At 67.4% G+C, this 16,321-nt stretch carries 15 protein-coding genes; 9 read left to right on the top strand and 6 right to left on the bottom strand.

What is annotated here, in order from left to right:
* Positions 1-13: 13 nt before the first annotated feature.
* The 5 genes from NFW05_RS12360 to queF form a co-directional block, all read right to left on the bottom strand.
* Positions 14-1,195 carry a PilT/PilU family type 4a pilus ATPase gene (locus NFW05_RS12360; RefSeq protein ID WP_295307169.1) on the bottom strand — a complete coding sequence of 394 codons (1,182 nt, stop codon included), beginning with the start codon at positions 1,193-1,195 and terminating at the stop codon, positions 14-16.
* Positions 1,196-1,331: 136 nt separating this feature from the next.
* The gene (gene dapD, locus NFW05_RS12355; protein WP_295307166.1) at positions 1,332-2,153 is read right to left on the bottom strand and encodes a 2,3,4,5-tetrahydropyridine-2,6-dicarboxylate N-succinyltransferase; all 822 of its coding nucleotides are present in this window, start codon (positions 2,151-2,153) and stop codon (positions 1,332-1,334) included.
* Positions 2,150-3,358, bottom strand: a complete 1,209-nt coding sequence (gene dapC / locus NFW05_RS12350) for a succinyldiaminopimelate transaminase (protein ID WP_295307163.1) — start codon at positions 3,356-3,358, stop codon at positions 2,150-2,152. Before dapC ends, dapD begins: the two co-directional genes overlap by 4 nt.
* Positions 3,359-3,465: 107 nt before the next feature.
* Positions 3,466-4,179, bottom strand: a complete 714-nt coding sequence (locus NFW05_RS12345) for a transposase (protein ID WP_295307160.1) — start codon at positions 4,177-4,179, stop codon at positions 3,466-3,468.
* A 40-nt stretch (positions 4,180-4,219) separates the two neighbouring features.
* A complete protein-coding gene (gene queF / locus NFW05_RS12340) occupies positions 4,220-4,648 on the bottom strand; it encodes a preQ(1) synthase (RefSeq protein ID WP_295307158.1) in 429 nt (142 codons plus the stop codon).
* Positions 4,649-4,830: 182 nt separating this feature from the next.
* Here queF and smc point away from each other — a divergent pair, with 182 nt between their 5' ends.
* The 7 genes from smc (at position 4,831) to NFW05_RS12305 (ending at position 14,089) form a co-directional block, all read left to right on the top strand.
* A complete protein-coding gene (gene smc / locus NFW05_RS12335) occupies positions 4,831-8,355 on the top strand; it encodes a chromosome segregation protein SMC (RefSeq protein ID WP_295307154.1) in 3,525 nt (1,174 codons plus the stop codon).
* A gap of 8 nt (positions 8,356-8,363) precedes the next feature.
* Positions 8,364-9,620, top strand: coding sequence for a cell division protein ZipA C-terminal FtsZ-binding domain-containing protein (locus NFW05_RS12330; protein WP_295307152.1), 1,257 nt, complete (start codon positions 8,364-8,366; stop codon positions 9,618-9,620).
* An 18-nt stretch (positions 9,621-9,638) separates the two neighbouring features.
* A complete protein-coding gene (gene ligA / locus NFW05_RS12325) occupies positions 9,639-11,660 on the top strand; it encodes an NAD-dependent DNA ligase LigA (protein ID WP_295307149.1) in 2,022 nt (673 codons plus the stop codon).
* A gap of 82 nt (positions 11,661-11,742) precedes the next feature.
* On the top strand, positions 11,743-12,291 hold the full coding sequence (locus tag NFW05_RS12320) for a hypoxanthine-guanine phosphoribosyltransferase (protein WP_295307147.1): 549 nt from the start codon (positions 11,743-11,745) through the stop codon (positions 12,289-12,291).
* Positions 12,292-12,302: 11 nt separating this feature from the next.
* Positions 12,303-13,046, top strand: a complete 744-nt coding sequence (locus NFW05_RS12315) for an S-methyl-5'-thioinosine phosphorylase (RefSeq protein ID WP_295307144.1) — start codon at positions 12,303-12,305, stop codon at positions 13,044-13,046.
* Positions 13,039-13,572, top strand: a complete 534-nt coding sequence (gene def / locus NFW05_RS12310) for a peptide deformylase (RefSeq protein WP_295307141.1) — start codon at positions 13,039-13,041, stop codon at positions 13,570-13,572. The genes NFW05_RS12315 and def overlap by 8 nt, the downstream gene beginning before the upstream one ends.
* A 31-nt stretch (positions 13,573-13,603) precedes the next feature.
* Positions 13,604-14,089: a low molecular weight protein-tyrosine-phosphatase gene (locus NFW05_RS12305; RefSeq protein ID WP_295307314.1), complete on the top strand. Its 486-nt coding sequence runs from the start codon at positions 13,604-13,606 to the stop codon at positions 14,087-14,089.
* 7 nt (positions 14,090-14,096) lie between these two features.
* Here the strand turns inward: NFW05_RS12305 and NFW05_RS12300 are convergent, their stop codons facing one another.
* On the bottom strand, positions 14,097-14,720 hold the full coding sequence (locus NFW05_RS12300; RefSeq protein WP_295307139.1) for an NUDIX domain-containing protein: 624 nt from the start codon (positions 14,718-14,720) through the stop codon (positions 14,097-14,099).
* Between the two features lie 184 nt (positions 14,721-14,904).
* Here NFW05_RS12300 and NFW05_RS12295 point away from each other — a divergent pair, with 184 nt between their 5' ends.
* Both NFW05_RS12295 and queD read left to right on the top strand, forming a co-directional pair.
* Positions 14,905-15,768, top strand: a complete 864-nt coding sequence (locus NFW05_RS12295; protein WP_295307136.1) for a YihY/virulence factor BrkB family protein — start codon at positions 14,905-14,907, stop codon at positions 15,766-15,768.
* Between the two features lie 85 nt (positions 15,769-15,853).
* The gene (gene queD / locus NFW05_RS12290) at positions 15,854-16,297 is read left to right on the top strand and encodes a 6-carboxytetrahydropterin synthase QueD (protein ID WP_295307133.1); all 444 of its coding nucleotides are present in this window, start codon (positions 15,854-15,856) and stop codon (positions 16,295-16,297) included.
* Positions 16,298-16,321: the final 24 nt, after the last annotated feature.

The raw sequence follows: 16,321 nt of genomic DNA, 5'->3' as shown, positions 1-16,321 counted from the left end.
GGCCGCAGGCGATTCATTTTTCGGCGCTGTCTTCAAGGCTGATCGTGAATTCCTTGTACGAGGGGCCGCCGGGGTTCGACGCGACGAGGTCGTAGACGGCGTCGTGGGGCTTTTCGGAAGGAGCCGGTGCGAGCGGCGCCTGCTTGTTGTTGATCAGCCACGACAGGTTGGTCGGCGAGTCGGCGTTGAGCAGCGCTTCCTCGAGGGTGATGACGTCGGCGCGATAGAGGCGGTAGAGGTCCTGCTCGAAGGTCCTCGAACCGGGGGCGAGGCTCTGCTCCATCGCCTCCTTGAGCGCCGGGATGTCGCCTTGCTCGATGAGTTCCTGGACGTGGTAGCTGTTCAGCAGCACTTCGGCGGCCGGGGCGCGCTTGCCGTCCTTCTTCTTGACCAGCCGCTGCGAAACGATCGCCTTGAGGCTGACCGAGAGGTCCATGTACAGCGCGTTGCGGCTCTCGATCGGAAAGAAGTTGATCATCCGGTTCAGCGCATGGTAGCTGTTGTTCGCGTGCAACGTGCCGAGGCAGAGGTGGCCGGTCTGCGCGTAGGCGATCGCCGCCTGCATCGTCTCGCGGTCGCGGATCTCGCCGATCAGGATGCAGTCGGGAGCCTGGCGCATCGCGTTCTTCAGCGCATTCTCCCAGCCAAGCGTGTCCATGCCGATCTCGCGCTGATTGACGATCGATTTCTTGTGCCGGAACAGGTACTCGATCGGATCCTCGATGGTCAGAATGTGCCCGGTGCAGTTCTCGTTCCGGTAATCGAGCATCGAGGCGAGCGTCGTCGACTTGCCTGAGCCTGTCGAGCCGACGATCAGGATCAGCCCTCTTCTTTCCATGACCAGGTCGGCGAGCACCGCTGGCAGGCCGAGTGAATCGAGCGCGGGGATGTTGCCCATCACATAGCGCACGACGATCGAGACCGACGCCCGCTGGCGGAAGAGGTTGATCCGGAAGTTGCCGAGATTGGCGACGCCGTACGACAGGTTCATTTCCTTGCCGGAGATGAAGGCGTCCATCTGCTCGGGGCTCAGCAGCTCGTGGGCGATCTTCTCGATCATCGCCCGGTCCATGACCTGCTGATTGATCGGCATCACCTGGCCGAGAATCTTGATGTGAATCGGTGCGCCGGCGCAGATGAAGATGTCCGACGCCTGCCGGTCGGCCATCGCCTGAAAGAGTTTGTCGAGGACCATGTTCTCTCCGCCGGATGGTGAAAGGTACCGGGGGCCGTCGCGGGTTCCCGACGGAACGACCGGTCAGAACTCGCGGATGGAGCTGCAGCAACCGATCTGCGGTGTTGCCTCCTCGTGACGATTGCCTGACAAGCTTTCAGTCTCCGCGCAGCAGGTCGTTGATGCTCGTCTTGGCCCGCGTCCTGGCGTCGACCTTCTTGACGATCACCGCGCAGTACAGACTGTAGCGGCCATCCGCGGCCGGCAGGTTGCCGGAGACGACGACCGACCCCGGAGGAATCCGCCCGTAACTGATCTCGCCGGTCTCGCGATCGAGGATCTTCGTCGATTGGCCGATGTATACGCCCATCGAGAGCACCGACCCCGCGCCGACGATGACCCCTTCGACGACTTCGGAGCGTGCCCCGATGAAGCAGTCGTCCTCGATGATCGTCGGGTTGGCCTGCAACGGTTCGAGTACGCCGCCGATGCCCACGCCACCCGAAAGATGGACATTCCTGCCGATCTGTGCGCACGAGCCGACGGTCGCCCAGGTGTCGACCATCGTTCCCTCGTCGACGTAGGCGCCGATGTTGACGTACGAGGGCATCAGCACGACGTTGCGGGCGATGAACGCGCCGCGTCGCACGGCTGCCGGCGGGACGACGCGAAAGCCGCCGCGGGCGAATCGCTCGCCGTCGTAGTCGGCGAACTTGCCTGGAACCTTGTCGAAATAGCGCATCTCGCCGCCATCGATCAGACGGTTGTCGTGGATCCGGAACGACAGCAGGACGGCTTTCTTGAGCCACTGATGGGTGAACCACTGGCCATCGATCTGCTCGGCGACGCGCAGCCTGCCCTCGTCGAGCTGAGCGAGAACCTCGGCGACGGCCTCATTGACCGTTGCCGAAACCTTTCCGGGTTGCAGCGAAGCCCGGTCTTCCCATGCCTCGTCGATGATCTGCTGAATGGCTTTCATGCCTGTCTTTCCTGGAGTGCTGAGCTGAAGGAACGGATTCTTCCGGCTGCCTCGAGACAGTCGGCGAGCGGTGCGACGAGCGCTATGCGTACGAAGCCGGCGCCGGGGTTGACGCCCTGTGCCGTGCGCGCGAGGTAACTGCCCGGCAGGACGACGACGTTGCTCTCGGCGAGCAGCCGGCGCGCGAAATCGGTGTCGCTGATCGGCGTTCTGACCCAGAGATAGAAGCCGGCGTCGGGTTGGGTCACCGGCAGCACTTCGGCAAGGCGGTCGATCACCGCGGTGAACTTCGCGCGATACTGCCGGCGATTGTCGATCACGTGCGCTTCGTCGTTCCAGGCGGCGACGCTCGCTGCCTGCACCGCCGGGTTCATCGCGCTGCCGTGATAGGTCCGGTAGAGCAGGAACGAGGCGAGGATCCGCGCGTCGCCGGCGACGAAACCCGAGCGCATCCCCGGGACGTTCGATCGCTTCGACAGACTCGAGAACATCACCAGGCGCTCAAAGTCGCGGCCGAGGAGCCGAGCGGCCTGCAGACAGCCGAGCGGGGGCGCGGCCTCGTCGGGGTAGATCTCCGAGTAGCACTCGTCAGAGGCGATCGCGAAGCCGTGGCGATCGGCCAGCGCGAAGATCTCCCGCCAGTCGTCGAGCGTCAGGACCTTGCCGGTCGGGTTTCCCGGCGAGCAGACGTAGAGCAACTGGACGCGCTGCCATTCGGACTCGTCGAGCGCCGACAGATCGAGGCGGAAGTCGTTTTCGGGCAGAGTGTTGAGGAAGCGCGGTTCGGCTCCGGCGAGGAAAGCCGCGCCTTCGTAGATCTGGTAGAACGGATTCGGGCTGACGACCAGCGGGGAATCGCCGCGCGACGGATCGACGACCGTCTGGGCGAACGCGAACAGAGCTTCGCGCGAGCCATTGACCGGGAGGATCTCGGTATCGGGGTCGATCCCCTCGAGACCGTAGCGCCGCTCGAGCCAGCCGGCGATGGCCAGCCGCAACTCCGGGCTGCCGAGTGTCGCCGGATAGGTCGCCAGACCGCCGATCGCGGCAGTCAACGCGTCGCTGATCACTGCCGGAGTGGCGTGTTGCGGCTCGCCTATCGACAGTCGAATCTCGCGCTGCCCCGCGGATGGAATCACCCCGGCAAATAGCCGACGCAGCTTCTCGAAAGGGTAGGGCTGCAGCTTGCGGAGAAAAGGATTCACGGCCTTCTGCGTCTCTTGACGTAGCGCGATTATAAGCGAAGACAGTGTGCATCGAAAAATGGGGACAGACCCCGTTTTTTTAAAAAAACGGGGTCTGTCCCTATTTTTCAGCCGGGTCCGCCAGGTTCGGGTTGGTCGACCTTGCGCGGTCGCCCGGGCGTGCCTGGTGTCGCCCGGTGTCCGGTCGCGCGAACGATTTCGTTGGTGAAGCTTGCGTCGCCGAGCGCGTAGTTGCCATTGGTCGCCTTGCGGATCTCATCGACGATCGCCGCACCCAACTCGTCGCGGAACAACTCCCGATAGGCGCTTCGTCGATTCGGACCGTCTGCGCCGAGCGCCAGATAAGTCTCGTGGGGTGTCAGGAGGTCACTTGTCTCGCCGAGAGCGTTCGCACGATAGCTCGACCAGCGGTAATCGGCGGGGTTGGTGACCAGGCCGGCACGGACCGGATTCAACTCGATGTACCGCTGGCAGACGAGGAGGTAGCGCTCGGTCTGCACGACACAGGACCGGAAGCGGCCCTCCCAGAGCGTTCCGCTGCGATCGTAGCGCCGGTTGAAGTACTGGGCATAGCGTTGGGCAACCGCCTTCATGAGTTGTGCCGGGGCCTGTGCAGCGTCAGCCGAGCAAAGCAGATGAACGTGGTTGTTCATCAGCACGAAGGCGTGGATCCGGCAACCGGCCCTCTCGGCGCATTCGCCAAACCAGCTCAGGTAGCGGCTGCGGTCCTCGTCGGCACGAAAACACGCCTGACGGTTATTGCCGCGTTGAATGATGTGCAACGGAAAGCCGGGGGGCGCGATGCGCGCACGGCGGGGCATGGTCGAGGTGTCGAACGGGCCGCGGAGAGCGATCAGTCTATCAGAAAACGTGGTCTGTCCCGGTTTTTTGGTGCGGAAATGCGCCGAGGTCGACCGCCGGAGCCGGTGTCCAGCCTTCCTGGCGATGCTCGGCGACGACCGTGGTGTAGATGCCGCCGCGCACGTAGAACCGGGCGGTGAGGCGCATGTAGCGGGGCCGGGTCGCTGCAGCGAGTTCGTCGAGGATGCGGTTGGTGACGTCTTCGTGGAAGCAGCCTACGTCACGGAAGGACCAGATGTACAGCTTGAGGCTCTTCAGTTCGATGCACGTCGCCTCGGGAATGTAGTCGAGGAGCAGCGTGGCAAAATCGGGTTGTCCGGTCTTCGGGCACAGGCAGGTGAACTCGGGAATCTCCATGTGAATGTGGAAATCCCGGTGCGGCGCCGGGTTGGGGAACGTGTCGAGCCTCGTGGACGGCGTGGTGCTCATTGATTTTTCAAGGGTATTCTCTGACGGGCGAAGCCTGCGACGAGGATGATATTATAATTCGCGATGGCCGCATTCCGCGGCTCGGGTTGGCGTCGGCCGGTTCCGGGCAGTGGGGCGGGTCGTCCATGCGGAAACCGCCCGGCTTCTCTCCGGGCGCGGCTCGCCCTGCCGCTATCGTGCTCATGCGCCTGACCAAGCTCAAACTCGCCGGCTTCAAGTCCTTCGTCGATCCGACGACGCTCGCCTTTCCCGGTCAGCTCGTCGGCGTCGTCGGTCCGAACGGCTGCGGCAAGTCGAACGTGATCGATTCGGTTCGCTGGGTGCTCGGCGAGTCGAAGGCCTCCGAACTGCGCGGAGAGTCGATGCAGGACGTGATCTTCAACGGCTCGGGGACGCGCAAGCCGGTCTCGCGGGCCTCGGTCGAACTGGTCTTCGACAACTCGCTCGGCCGGCTCGGCGGCCAATGGTCGCAGTACGGCGAACTCTCGGTCAGGCGGTTGCTTACCCGCAACGGCCAGTCCGAGTACTACATCAACAACCTCCACGTCCGGCGGAAGGACGTGACCGATCTCTTCCTCGGCACCGGTCTCGGCCCGCGGGCCTACGCGATCATCGGCCAGGGGACGATCTCGCGGATCATCGAGGCGCGTCCCGACGAACTGCGGGTATTCCTCGAGGAGGCCGCCGGGGTGACCCGCTACAAGGAAAGGCGCAAGGAGACCGAGAACCGGCTGGCCGACACGCGCGAGAACCTGGCTCGCGTCGAGGACATCCGCCTCGAACTCGCCGCGCAGATGGAGCGCCTCGAGGAACAGGCCGGCGTCGCTCGGCAGTATCGCGAGTATAGCGACCAGCTCGCGCGCAAACAGCAGCTGCTCTGGCTGATCCGGCGCAACGAGGCGCGCAGCGAAGCTGATCGGCTGGCCAGCGAGGTCGGACAGGCCAGCGCCGACCTGGAGGCGAGCAACGCGCGCTTGCGTCACCTCGAGCGGGTCGTCGAGGAAGCTCGCGAGGCGCACTTTTCGGCGAGCGACGGCGTGCATTCGGCGCAGGCCGCGCTGTTCACGGCGAACGCCGAAGTCGCGCGACTCGAGGCCGAGATCCGCCATCGCCGAGAGTCGCGTCGCGAGTACGAGACTCGGCTGGCCCAACTCGCCGACGACCAGGCGCACTGGCAGGCGCAGGCGACGAGGCTGTCCGCCGACGAGGAGCGCTGGCTGGAGTTGCAGGCGCTCGCCGATGCTCGCGTCGAGGACGGAAGGCTGCGCTGGGAAGCCCGCCAGGAGCGCCTGCCGCTCGCCGAGGACCGACACGCCAAGGCGCTCGAAGCGCTCAATCGTCAGCGCGCGGAGATCGCCCGTTCCGAACAGCGTCTGCACGTCGAGCAGGCCAACCGCGGGCATGCCCAGCGTTCGCTGCAGATCATCGTCAGCCGCAAGGATCGCCTGGCGCACGAGCGCCAGGCGATGCCGGTTCCCGACGCGGCCGCTCTGGCCGACCGGCACGAGGAACTCGGCGAACTCCGCATGCGCATCGGCGAGGCTCAGGCGAGCCAGAAGCGCCTGCAGGATGAGCTGCCACGTCTCGAGCAGCGGCGGCGGGAAGTGCTCGCGGAAGTCCAGCACGCACAGAAGGAGCGCGCCGAGGCCAATGCCCGGCGCCTGGCGCTGCAGCAGCTGCAGCAGCGCCTGCAGAACGACGGCAAACTCGGCGACTGGCTGCGCCGGCACCGGCTCGATGACGCGCAGCCGCTGTGGCGGTCGCTGCACGTCGAGGCAGGCTGGGAAGACGCGGTCGAAGCACTGCTCCGTGAGAGGCTGGCGGCGCTGCCCGCAGCGGCAGCCGACGCCGCGTGGAGTCGCGAGCGGCCGGGGGCGCGATTGACGCTGCTGATTGCCGAAGCCGCTGGGGCGGCCGGAGAGACGCCGGCCGGAGCGACGCCGGCCGGAGCCGAGCGGTTGCTCGCGCGCATCCGTTGCGCTCACCCCCAGTGGGCCTCGGTCGTCGCCGAATGGCTCGAATCCGTGTTCACCGCCCCGGATCTCTCGACTGCGCTCGCCCGGCGCCGGCACTTGCCTTCCGGCGGATGCTGTGTGACGCCTGGAGGCGACATCGTCACGCGGCAGAGCATCACTTTCTTCGCGCCGGACAGCAGCGCGCACGGACTGCTCGAGCGCCAGCGCGAAATCGACTCGCTGGTCGGCGTGATCGCCGAGCGCGAGGCGACCGTCGCGCACGCCCAGCAGAGCCTTGCGGCGACCGAGCAGCAACTGGCCGACGCCCAGCGCGCGGTGCACGATTCCCGGCAGCGCGTCGGCGAACTCCAGGACAGGGCTCATGGTCTGCAAGTCGAGGCGCTCAAGCTGGCCCAGGCGCAGGAGCGCTTCCGCGAGCGGCAGGCACAGATCGACGAAAGCCTCGCCGAAATGGTCGCCGAGCAGGAAGCCGAAAGGGAGCGTCTGGTCATCGCCGAAGAGGCGATCGAAGCGATCGACCTCCAGCTGGGCGAACTGCGCGGCGTCATGCTTTCGCTGCGCGAGCAGCACGAGGAGGCGGAGCGCGAGTTGCGCGGCGAACGCGAACAGGCGAGCGGCGCGGAACGCGCGCTGCGCGAGGCCGAGTTCTCGCAGCGCGAATGCCGGAACAAGCTGCACGAACTGGCCGGCAACCGCACTCTGGCCAGCCAGCAACTCGAGCGGATCGCTGACGAGCTGGCGCGCTGCGAGGAGCACGCCTTGGCGCTCCAGGCCGAAGACCTCGAGCCGAGGCTGCAGGCTGCGCTGGCGCAGCGCGTCGCCGCCGAGCACGCGCTGGCCGAGGCGCGCGACGCACTCGAAGCAGCGGCGGCTGGTCTGCGCACGCTCGACGAGCAGCGTCTGGTCGTCGAGCAGAGCCTCGAACCGTTGCGCGAGCGGATCGGCGAACTGCGGCTCAAGGAGCAGGCGGCGTTGCTCGGCTTCGAGCAGTTTGCCGCTCAGCTCGCCGCGGTCGGTGCCGACGAGCAGAGCCTCGCCGCCGAACTCGGAGCGACGCGCCCGGGCGGTCTGCAGAACGCGATTGCTGCGCTGCAGAGGTCGATCGATGCGCTCGGCGCGGTCAACCTCGCGGCGCTCGACGAGCTCGATGCGGCCCGTGAGCGCAAGGGCTACCTCGACGAGCAGTCAGAGGATCTGACGCAGGCGATGGAGACGCTCGAGAACGCGATCCGGCGCATCGATCGCGAGACGCGTGACCTGTTGCAGAGTACGTACGATTCGGTAAACCGCCACTTCGGCGAGCTGTTTCCCTCGCTGTTCGGCGGCGGGGAGGCGCGCCTGATCATGACCGGCGACGAGATCCTCGACGCCGGCGTGCAGGTCATGGCGCAGCCGCCGGGCAAAAAGAACTCGACGATTCAGCTGCTTTCCGGCGGAGAGAAGGCGTTGAGCGCGATTGCCCTGGTCTTTTCGATGTTCCAGCTCAATCCGGCGCCCTTCTGCCTGCTTGACGAAGTCGACGCGCCGCTCGACGATACGAATACCGAACGCTTCTGCGACATGGTCCGGCGGATGTCGGCCAATACGCAGTTCGTGTTCATCAGCCACAACAAGATCACCATGGAGATGGCGCAACAGCTCGTCGGCGTGACGATGCAGGAGTCCGGAGTGTCGCGGATCGTCGAAGTCGACATGGAAGAAGCGCTACGCATGCGCGAGCAACTCGTTTAGGAATCAGGATGACCGATTTGCAGATGGGGATGATCGGCCTCGGCGCCGCCGCAGTGATCGGCGTCGTGATCTACAACAAGTGGCAGGAGCGCCGGCATCGCAAGCTGGCGGACGAACTGCTCAGCTCGAGGCAGACCGACGTCCTGCTCGACGACGGGTTCGACAGCGGTGCCGCGGCTGACGAGTCGCCCGGCGACGCCGGGGCGCGCTCGGCCGTTGGCGGCGCGGCCAGGCGCCCGGGTGAGCAGCGCGTCGAACCCTTGCTGCGTGGCGAGGCAGACTTCGCAGAGGACGGCGCAGAAGGCGAGACGGCGGCGACCCTGCAGACCCCGCCATTCCAGTCGCCAGCCGAAAGGCCGGTCGTTTCTCAGTCGGCCAGGCGCGAGCCGGCGCGGAAACCGGGCGGCGAAGAGCGGCCGGACCCGAGGTCCGGAACGGCGCCGCTGTACCTGCTGTCGCCGGCGATCGACTACATCGCGGCGATCGAACTGTCCGAGTCCGCGGGAGCGTACCAGATCTTCGAGGCGCAGCGGGCGGCGATTGCCCGGCTCGGCAAACCGGTCAACTGGATCGGTTTCAATGAGGAGTCGCACGAGTGGGAGCCGATCGCCGAGGACAGCGACTGTGCGTATCGGCACATTCGCGTCGGCCTGCAGCTCGTCGACCGCAAGGGTCCGGTTCGTGACGGTGACCTGTCGGTCTTTCACGTGGCGATGCAGGAACTCGCCGATGAACTGCTCGGGGTCGTCGAGCTGCCCCTGCGCGAACCGGCGCTGGCGATGGCCGCCGAACTCGACGAGTTCTGCGCCGGCGTCGATATCCAGATCGGCATCAACGTGGTCAGCCAGGGACAGGTCTTCGCGGGAACCAAGCTGCGCGGCCTGGCCGAGTCGGCCGGCATGGTTCTCGACGGGGAAGGGCGCTTCGCGCGCTGCGACGACGAAGGCAACGTCCTCTATGTGCTCCTCAATCAGGAAGACCAGCCTTTTTCGACCGAGACGATGCGCAGCCTGGCGACCCACGGGGTGACCTTCCTGCTCGACGTGCCCCGGGTCGGCAACGGTGATCGCGTGCTCATCCAGATGGTCGAGCAGGCGCGGCGCTTCGCCGACGCGCTGCACGGTGCGGTCGTCGACGACAACCGCCGTCCGCTGTCCGACGCGGCGATCGAGCCGATCCGCCGCCAGGTGGCGCAGTTCCAGGCGTCGATGGCCTTGCGGCACCTGCCGGCGGGCCGGGCGCTGGCGCAGCGCCTGTTTGCCTGAAAGAGCATCGTACGGGCGATGACTCCGGCCGATCGCGCTTCGGCCTTGCGCGCCGAGATCGAGCAGCACAACTACCGTTACTACGTACTCGACGCGCCCTCGATCAGCGATGCCGAGTACGACCGGCTGTTTCGCGAGCTGCAGCAGATCGAGGCCGAACATCCCGAGCTGCTCACCGAGGATTCGCCGACGCAGCGGGTCGGCGCCGCACCGCTCGCCGACTTCGCTCCGGTGACCCATGCGCTGCCGATGCTCTCGCTGAACAATGCCTTTTCCGACGGTGAGGTCGAGGCTTTCGACCGGCGTGTCCGCGAAGCGCTCGACGGCCGGCAGGGAGTCGAATACTCGGCCGAGCCGAAGTTCGACGGGCTGGCGGTCAGCCTACTCTACGAGGAAGGCCGGCTGACCCGCGGCGCGACGCGCGGTGACGGCTTCACCGGCGAAGACGTGACCGCCAACCTGCGCACGCTGCGCAGCGTGCCGCTGCATCTGCGCGGAGCGGGCTGGCCGTCGCGCCTCGAAGTGCGCGGCGAGGTGATGCTCTGGCGCCGCGATTTCGAGACGCTGAACGCCCGCCAGCGCGACAGGGGCGAAAGGGAGTTCGTCAACCCGCGCAATGCCGCTGCCGGCAGCCTGCGCCAGCTCGACCCGCGGGTGACCGCGGCACGGCCGCTGCGTTTCATCGCCTACGGCGTCGGCGCGGTCTCCCGCGCGGCCCTGCCGGCGATGCATTCGGAGCTGCTCGACCGGCTGGTCGAGTGGGGCTTCGCGACCGCCTCCGAACGGCGCCGGGTCAGCGGCCTCGGTGGGCTGCTCGCTTACTACGCGGAAATCGGTCAGATGCGCGAGTCGCTGCCTTACGACATCGACGGCGTCGTCTACAAGCTCGACGACCTCGCTGGACAGGAGCGCCTGGGCTTCGTCTCGCGCGCTCCGCGCTTTGCGATCGCCCACAAGTTTCCGGCCGAGGAAGCGATCACCGGACTGCTCGACATTTCGCTGCAGGTCGGGCGGACTGGCGCGCTGACTCCGGTCGCGCGCCTCGCGCCGGTCTTCGTCGGTGGCGTGACGGTGACCAGCGCGACGCTGCACAACGAGGACGAGATCCGCCGCAAGGACGTGCGCATCGGCGACACGGTGGTCGTCCGTCGGGCCGGCGACGTGATCCCCGAGGTCGTCGGCGTGCTCGCCGACCGCCGGCCGGATGGCGCGCGCGAGTTCACGATGCCGGCGAACTGCCCGGTCTGCGGTTCGAGGGTCGTGCGCAACGCCGACGAGGCGGTGGCGCGCTGCAGCGGCGGCCTCTACTGCCCGGCGCAGCGCAAGCAGGCGCTGCTGCATTTTGCGTCGCGACGGGCGATGGACATCGAGGGCCTCGGTGACAGGCTCGTCGAACAGCTCGTCGACGGCCGGATCGTGCGCACGCCGGCCGACCTCTACCGGCTCGGTCTGGTGGCGCTGGTGCAGCTCGAGCGCCTCGCCGAGAAGTCGGCCGGCAACCTGCTGATGGCCATCGAGCGGAGCAAGCAGACGACGCTCACGCGCTTCATCTACGCGCTCGGCATCCGCAACGTTGGTGAAGCGACGGCGCGCGACCTGGCGGGCCATTTCGGCAGCCTCGACCGGCTGCTGGCTGCTGGCGACGACGAGCTGCGGCACGTTCCCGACGTCGGCCCCGTCGTCGCCGAGTCGATTCGTCAGTTCTGCAGCGAGCCGCACAACCTCGAGGTGATCGCCCAGTTGCGCGCCGCTGGCGTGAGCTGGGCGGAAGGCGAGCCGCAAGCTCGACCCGGCGGAGCGGTGGCCGGCCGGACCTTCGTGCTCACCGGAACGCTGCCGACGATCGGTCGCGATGCAGCGAAGCAGCGGATCGAGGCAGCTGGCGGCCGGGTGAGCGCCGCGGCGTCGAAGAAGACCGACTACGTGGTCGCCGGCAGCGATCCAGGGAGCAAGCTCGACAAGGCGCTCGCCCTCGGCGTCCCGGTGATCGACGAGGCGCAGCTGCGCGAGCTGCTGGCCACCGGGGAGCTTCGCCGATGAGGCCGCACCCGGTGCACCGGTCGACCACGCGGGCGCGGCCGGTGCCGGCCAGCGCGGCGCGCCGGGCGGGGCGTCCACAGCGATGACCGACCCGAGACAGTCGCTGGCCATCCTCGCGGCGGCCGACATGATCCACTCGGCGGAGACGGTCGCCGCGGCGGTCGGCCGCGTCGCGCGCGAGATCAGCGAGCGGCTGCGCGAGAGCAACCCGCTGTTGCTCTGCGTGATGAACGGCGGCCTGCCGCTTGCCGGTCAGCTGATGACCCTGCTCACCTTCCCGCTCGATTTCGACTACGTCCAGGTCAGCCGTTACGGCCAGCGGACGGCCGGCGGCGAGATCTCGTGGCGCGTCGAGCCGATGCTCCCGGTCGCCGGGCGGACGGTTCTGCTCGTCGACGACATCCTCGACGAAGGGCTGACGCTCGCCGCGATCCGCGACCGCCTGCTGCAGCGCGGCGCGCGGGCCTGCTACACGGCGGTTCTCGCCGACAAGATGATCGGCAGGAAGAAACCGATCGAGGCCGATTTCGTCGCCCTGACGGTACCCGACCGCTTTCTCTTCGGTTACGGGATGGACGTTCGCGGCGCGTGGCGCAACCTGCCGGCGATCTATGCGCTGCGCGAGAATTGAGGGAGCGGGGGATGTTGGCGATCATCGGTGGTAGCGGGCTCTCCCGCCTGGACAGTCTCGAGGTGTCGCACCGACAGCTGCCCGAAACCCCGTACGGGGAGCCATCGGCGGCGCTGACCTTCGGCCGGATCGCCGGCCGGCCGGCCGTCTTCCTCGCGCGACACGGAGACGAGCACCGCATCCCGCCGCATCAGGTGAATTACCGGGCGAACCTCTGGGCGATTGCCGGCTGTGCGCCGGCGGGCATCGTCGCCGTCGCTGCCGTCGGCAGCATCCGGGCGGACCTCGAGCCCGGCGATCTGGTCATTCCGCACCAGATCATCGACTACACCTGGGGACGCGAGTCGACCTACCACGAGTGGCCGGAGCGGCCCGTCGCGCATGTCGATTTCACCGAGCCCTACGACCAGCGTCTGCGCAGCAGGATCGGCCAGGTCGCCGCAACGCTCGGTCTGGCAGTCAGCGATTCGGCGGTCTACGCGGCGACCCAGGGGCCGCGACTCGAGACGGCGGCGGAGATCGACCGACTCGAACGCGAGGGCGCCGACGTCGTCGGCATGACCGGGATGCCCGAAGCCGCGCTGGCCAGGGAGCTGGCGCTTCCTTACGCGGCGATCAACGTCGTCGCCAACCGTGCCGCCGGTCGGGGTGGCAGCCGCCAGGCGATCCGCATCGACGACATCCACGCCGTCCTCGATGCCGCGATGGGGCGCGTCCGGGCGATCATCGAAGCGCTGGTGACCGGCGATGATTAGGCCGGTGCTGCGCATGGGGGACCCGCGCCTGTGGCGCAGGGCGAGGGAAGTCGAGCACTTCGACACGCCGGAACTCGACGCGCTGATCGCCGACATGGAGGACACGATGCGCGATCTCGCGGGTGCCGGGCTCGCCGCGCCGCAGATCGGCGTCGATCTGCGCGTGGTGATCTTCGCCGTCGAGGGCAATCCGCGCTATCCCGACGCCGAGGTCGTTCCGCGCACGGTGCTGATCAACCCGCGCCTCTCGCCGCTCTCGCCGGAGACCGAGGAGGGCTGGGAGGGCTGCCTGTCGGTTCCCGGCCTGCGTGGCTGGGTCCCACGCTGGAGCCGGGTGCACTACGTCGGCCGCGATGCCCTCGGCCAGCCGATCGAGCGCACGGTAGCCGGCTTCCACGCGCGGGTCGTGCAGCACGAATGCGACCACCTCGACGGCATCCTCTACCCGATGCGCATCCGCGACTTCACGCGCTTCGGTTTCGTCGACGAACTGTTTCCAGCCGGAGGCGCCGGTGTCGCCGAGTGAGCGTCAGCGCAGGCCACAGAGCGCCGTCGGCATGGTCCGGATCCTCTTCGTGTGCATGGGCAACATCTGTCGGTCGCCAATCGCCGAGGTCGTCACCCGGACGATGGCGCAGCGTCAGGGTCTCTCGTCGCTGTTCGCTTTCGACTCGGCCGGCACGCACGGCCACTATCACGCCGGCGAGGCACCCGACCCACGGGCGCGCCGCGTCGCGGCGAGGCGCGGCTACGACCTGTCGAGGCTGCGCGCCCGGGCCGTCTCGGACACCGATTTCGAACGCTTCGACCGGATCCTGGCGATGGACGAGTCGAATCTCGCCGATCTGCGTCGTCGCTCGGCCGAAGCGCATCGGCCGAAGCTCGCCCTTTTCCTGCCCTACGCCGCCGGGCTTGGGCTCACCGATATCCCGGATCCCTATTACGGCGCCGAGTCGGGCTTCGATCGCGTCGTCGATCTCTGCGAGCTCGCCGCCGCGGGGCTGATCACCGAACTCGCCCGCGGCGGCGTCGGGAGGTTCTGATTCCGGCCTAGCCGGCGGGCGACGCGGCCGTCCCGAGCCAGAGCTGCCGAGTCCGTTCGCGGTGACCGGCAAACCAGAGCAGCGCGATCAGCGGCCACGCCGAATCGGCTCGTCCCTGTTCGACGAGGGCCAGCGCCTCTTCGGCGGGCAGGCAGAGGACGCGGATGTCCTCCCCCTCTTCGGCGAGTCCGTGGATCCCTCCGGCGCCAGCGCTGTCGGTCCTGCCGAGGAAGAGATGGATGCGCTGCGAGGTCTTCGCCGGGCTGGTATAGAAGGTGCTTATCGGCAGGAGTTCGCTGACCGTGCACCCTGCCTCCTCGATCGCTTCGCGCCGGGCCACGTCTTCGGGTGTCTCACCGGTTTCGATAAGCCCGGCGACGACCTCGATCAGCCACGGGCCGCGCGGGTCGGAGCGGGCACCGACGCGGAACTGTTCGATCATCACCACTTCATCGCGTGCCGGGTCGTAGAGCAGAACGGCGGCGACGTCGCTTTTCTCGATCACCTCGCGGACGATCGGCGGGCTCATTCCGCCGCCAAACAGGCGGTGACTCAGGCGCAGGCTCTCGAGCCGGTAAAAGCCCTGGTAGCAGACCCTGCGTTCGATGATCTCGAGATCCCGGTTGCTCATCGCCTGGACTCCTTTCGGGGGTCGAGTGTAGTCGATCTGCGGCAGCCTGCGTCGCCAGTCGCCTGCACCTTCCGGGGGCGGAGGCGGTCGGGGCTGACGGGCTGGCCGGGAATGAGGCATACTGCCGGACGTTCCGGCTCGCCCGCCCCGGCAACAGGCCTCAGTCAGACCATTCTCGTCCAGCATGCGCGTCATCAGCCCGTCGACCGAGCGGGTCATCAAGCACCCGGCCGCCTTTGCCCTGCAGACGCTGCGCAGCTTCAGCAGGAATCAGGGTCTGCTGCTCGCCGCGGCGATCGCCTATTACGCGCTGCTCTCGGTCGTTCCGCTGCTGATCCTGTCGGTGGTCGCGCTCTCGCACCTGGTCAGCGAAGCGGAACTGCTGGCGACGATCGAGCGCTATCTCGAATGGCTGGTGCCGAGCCAGTCGGCGACCTTCCTGCGCGAGATATCGGTGTTCCTCGAGAACCGGACGGCGGTCGGCGCGGTGTTGCTGGCGACGATGCTCTTCTTCAGCTCGCTGGCCTTTTCGGTGCTCGAAAAGGCGATGGCAGTGATCTTCGCGCACCGCGCCGAGACCCAGCAACGCCACTTTCTGACCTCGGCGCTGCTCCCCTACTGTTTCGTCCTGCTGCTCGGAGTCGCGCTGCTCGGCGTGACGATCGCCTCGATCGCCCTCGAGGCGATCACCCGCGAGAGCGTCGTCGTCTTCGGCTACGAATGGTCGCTGCGCGGCTTCTCGGGTGAATTGCTCTACCTGCTCGGCCTCGGCGCCGAGGGCCTGATCCTGACGGCGATCTATCTGGTCATGCCGGTCGGCCATCTGCAGCTTCGCCATGCGCTGTTCGGCGGGTTCACGGCGACTGCGATCTGGGAGGTGATCCGCCACGTGCTGGTCTGGTTCTTTTCCACGCTGTCCAAGGCGAGTGTCGTTTACGGGCCACTGGCCACCGCGGTCGTCGCGCTGTTCAGCCTGGAGATCGCGGCGACGGTGATCCTCCTCGGGGCGCAGGTGATCGCCGAATACGAGCGCCTGGCCGAGGCCTGAAACGACGGCAGGCCGGCCGGAGCCGCGCCGCAGGTGCGGCGGGTGCCGATGCTATAATCAGCGGCCCCAGTCGCCCGTCCCGACGATGCTCATTACCCGTCGCCTAGAGTTCGACGCCGGACACCGGATTCCCGATCACCGGAGTCAGTGCCGCCACCTGCACGGACACCGCTACGCGATCGAGATCACGCTGGCCGGAGAGATCATCAGCCGACCCGGCGACGCCGCGAACGGCATGGTGATGGACTTTGCGGAAGTCCGCGCGCTGGCCAGGCAGCACCTCGTCGACGCCTGGGATCACGCCTTTCTCGTGCATGCGGGCGATCTGCCGGTCGTCCGTTTCCTGGCCTCGCTGCCGGAGCACCGGACGGTCGTCCTCGACTGCGTTCCGACGGCCGAAAACCTCGCCAGGGAGGCCTTCCGGATTCTCGACGGCGTCTACCGCGATACCTACGGGAACCGGTTGCGGCTCGAGCGCGTGCGGCTCTACGAGACGCCGAACTGCTGGGCCGACGCGTCGCGTGACTGACGCCGGCGCGACTGCTGCCTGCGG

Origin of the sequence: Accumulibacter sp. (assembly GCF_023806625.1) — a bacterium.
In the GTDB taxonomy this organism is placed as follows: domain Bacteria; phylum Pseudomonadota; class Gammaproteobacteria; order Burkholderiales; family Rhodocyclaceae; genus Accumulibacter.
Note: the sequence above shows the minus strand (reverse complement) of the source record. Positions and strands in the feature narration are given on the sequence as shown.

What these genes read in the sequence shown, in the direction of transcription:
- def (WP_295307141.1), top strand. Translation starts at nt 13,039, where the DNA reads ATGATTAGGCCGGTGCTGCGCATGGGGGACCCGCGCCTGTGGCGCAGG.
- NFW05_RS12345 (WP_295307160.1), bottom strand. Translation starts at nt 4,179, where the DNA reads ATGCCCCGCCGTGCGCGCATCGCGCCCCCCGGCTTTCCGTTGCACATC.
- NFW05_RS12300 (WP_295307139.1), bottom strand. Translation starts at nt 14,720, where the DNA reads ATGAGCAACCGGGATCTCGAGATCATCGAACGCAGGGTCTGCTACCAG.
- NFW05_RS12330 (WP_295307152.1), top strand. Translation starts at nt 8,364, where the DNA reads ATGACCGATTTGCAGATGGGGATGATCGGCCTCGGCGCCGCCGCAGTG.
- smc (WP_295307154.1), top strand. Translation starts at nt 4,831, where the DNA reads ATGCGCCTGACCAAGCTCAAACTCGCCGGCTTCAAGTCCTTCGTCGAT.
- ligA (WP_295307149.1), top strand. Translation starts at nt 9,639, where the DNA reads ATGACTCCGGCCGATCGCGCTTCGGCCTTGCGCGCCGAGATCGAGCAG.
- NFW05_RS12305 (WP_295307314.1), top strand. Translation starts at nt 13,604, where the DNA reads ATGGTCCGGATCCTCTTCGTGTGCATGGGCAACATCTGTCGGTCGCCA.
- NFW05_RS12320 (WP_295307147.1), top strand. Translation starts at nt 11,743, where the DNA reads ATGACCGACCCGAGACAGTCGCTGGCCATCCTCGCGGCGGCCGACATG.
- dapD (WP_295307166.1), bottom strand. Translation starts at nt 2,153, where the DNA reads ATGAAAGCCATTCAGCAGATCATCGACGAGGCATGGGAAGACCGGGCT.
- queD (WP_295307133.1), top strand. Translation starts at nt 15,854, where the DNA reads ATGCTCATTACCCGTCGCCTAGAGTTCGACGCCGGACACCGGATTCCC.
- NFW05_RS12295 (WP_295307136.1), top strand. Translation starts at nt 14,905, where the DNA reads ATGCGCGTCATCAGCCCGTCGACCGAGCGGGTCATCAAGCACCCGGCC.
- NFW05_RS12360 (WP_295307169.1), bottom strand. Translation starts at nt 1,195, where the DNA reads ATGGTCCTCGACAAACTCTTTCAGGCGATGGCCGACCGGCAGGCGTCG.
- NFW05_RS12315 (WP_295307144.1), top strand. Translation starts at nt 12,303, where the DNA reads ATGTTGGCGATCATCGGTGGTAGCGGGCTCTCCCGCCTGGACAGTCTC.
- queF (WP_295307158.1), bottom strand. Translation starts at nt 4,648, where the DNA reads ATGAGCACCACGCCGTCCACGAGGCTCGACACGTTCCCCAACCCGGCG.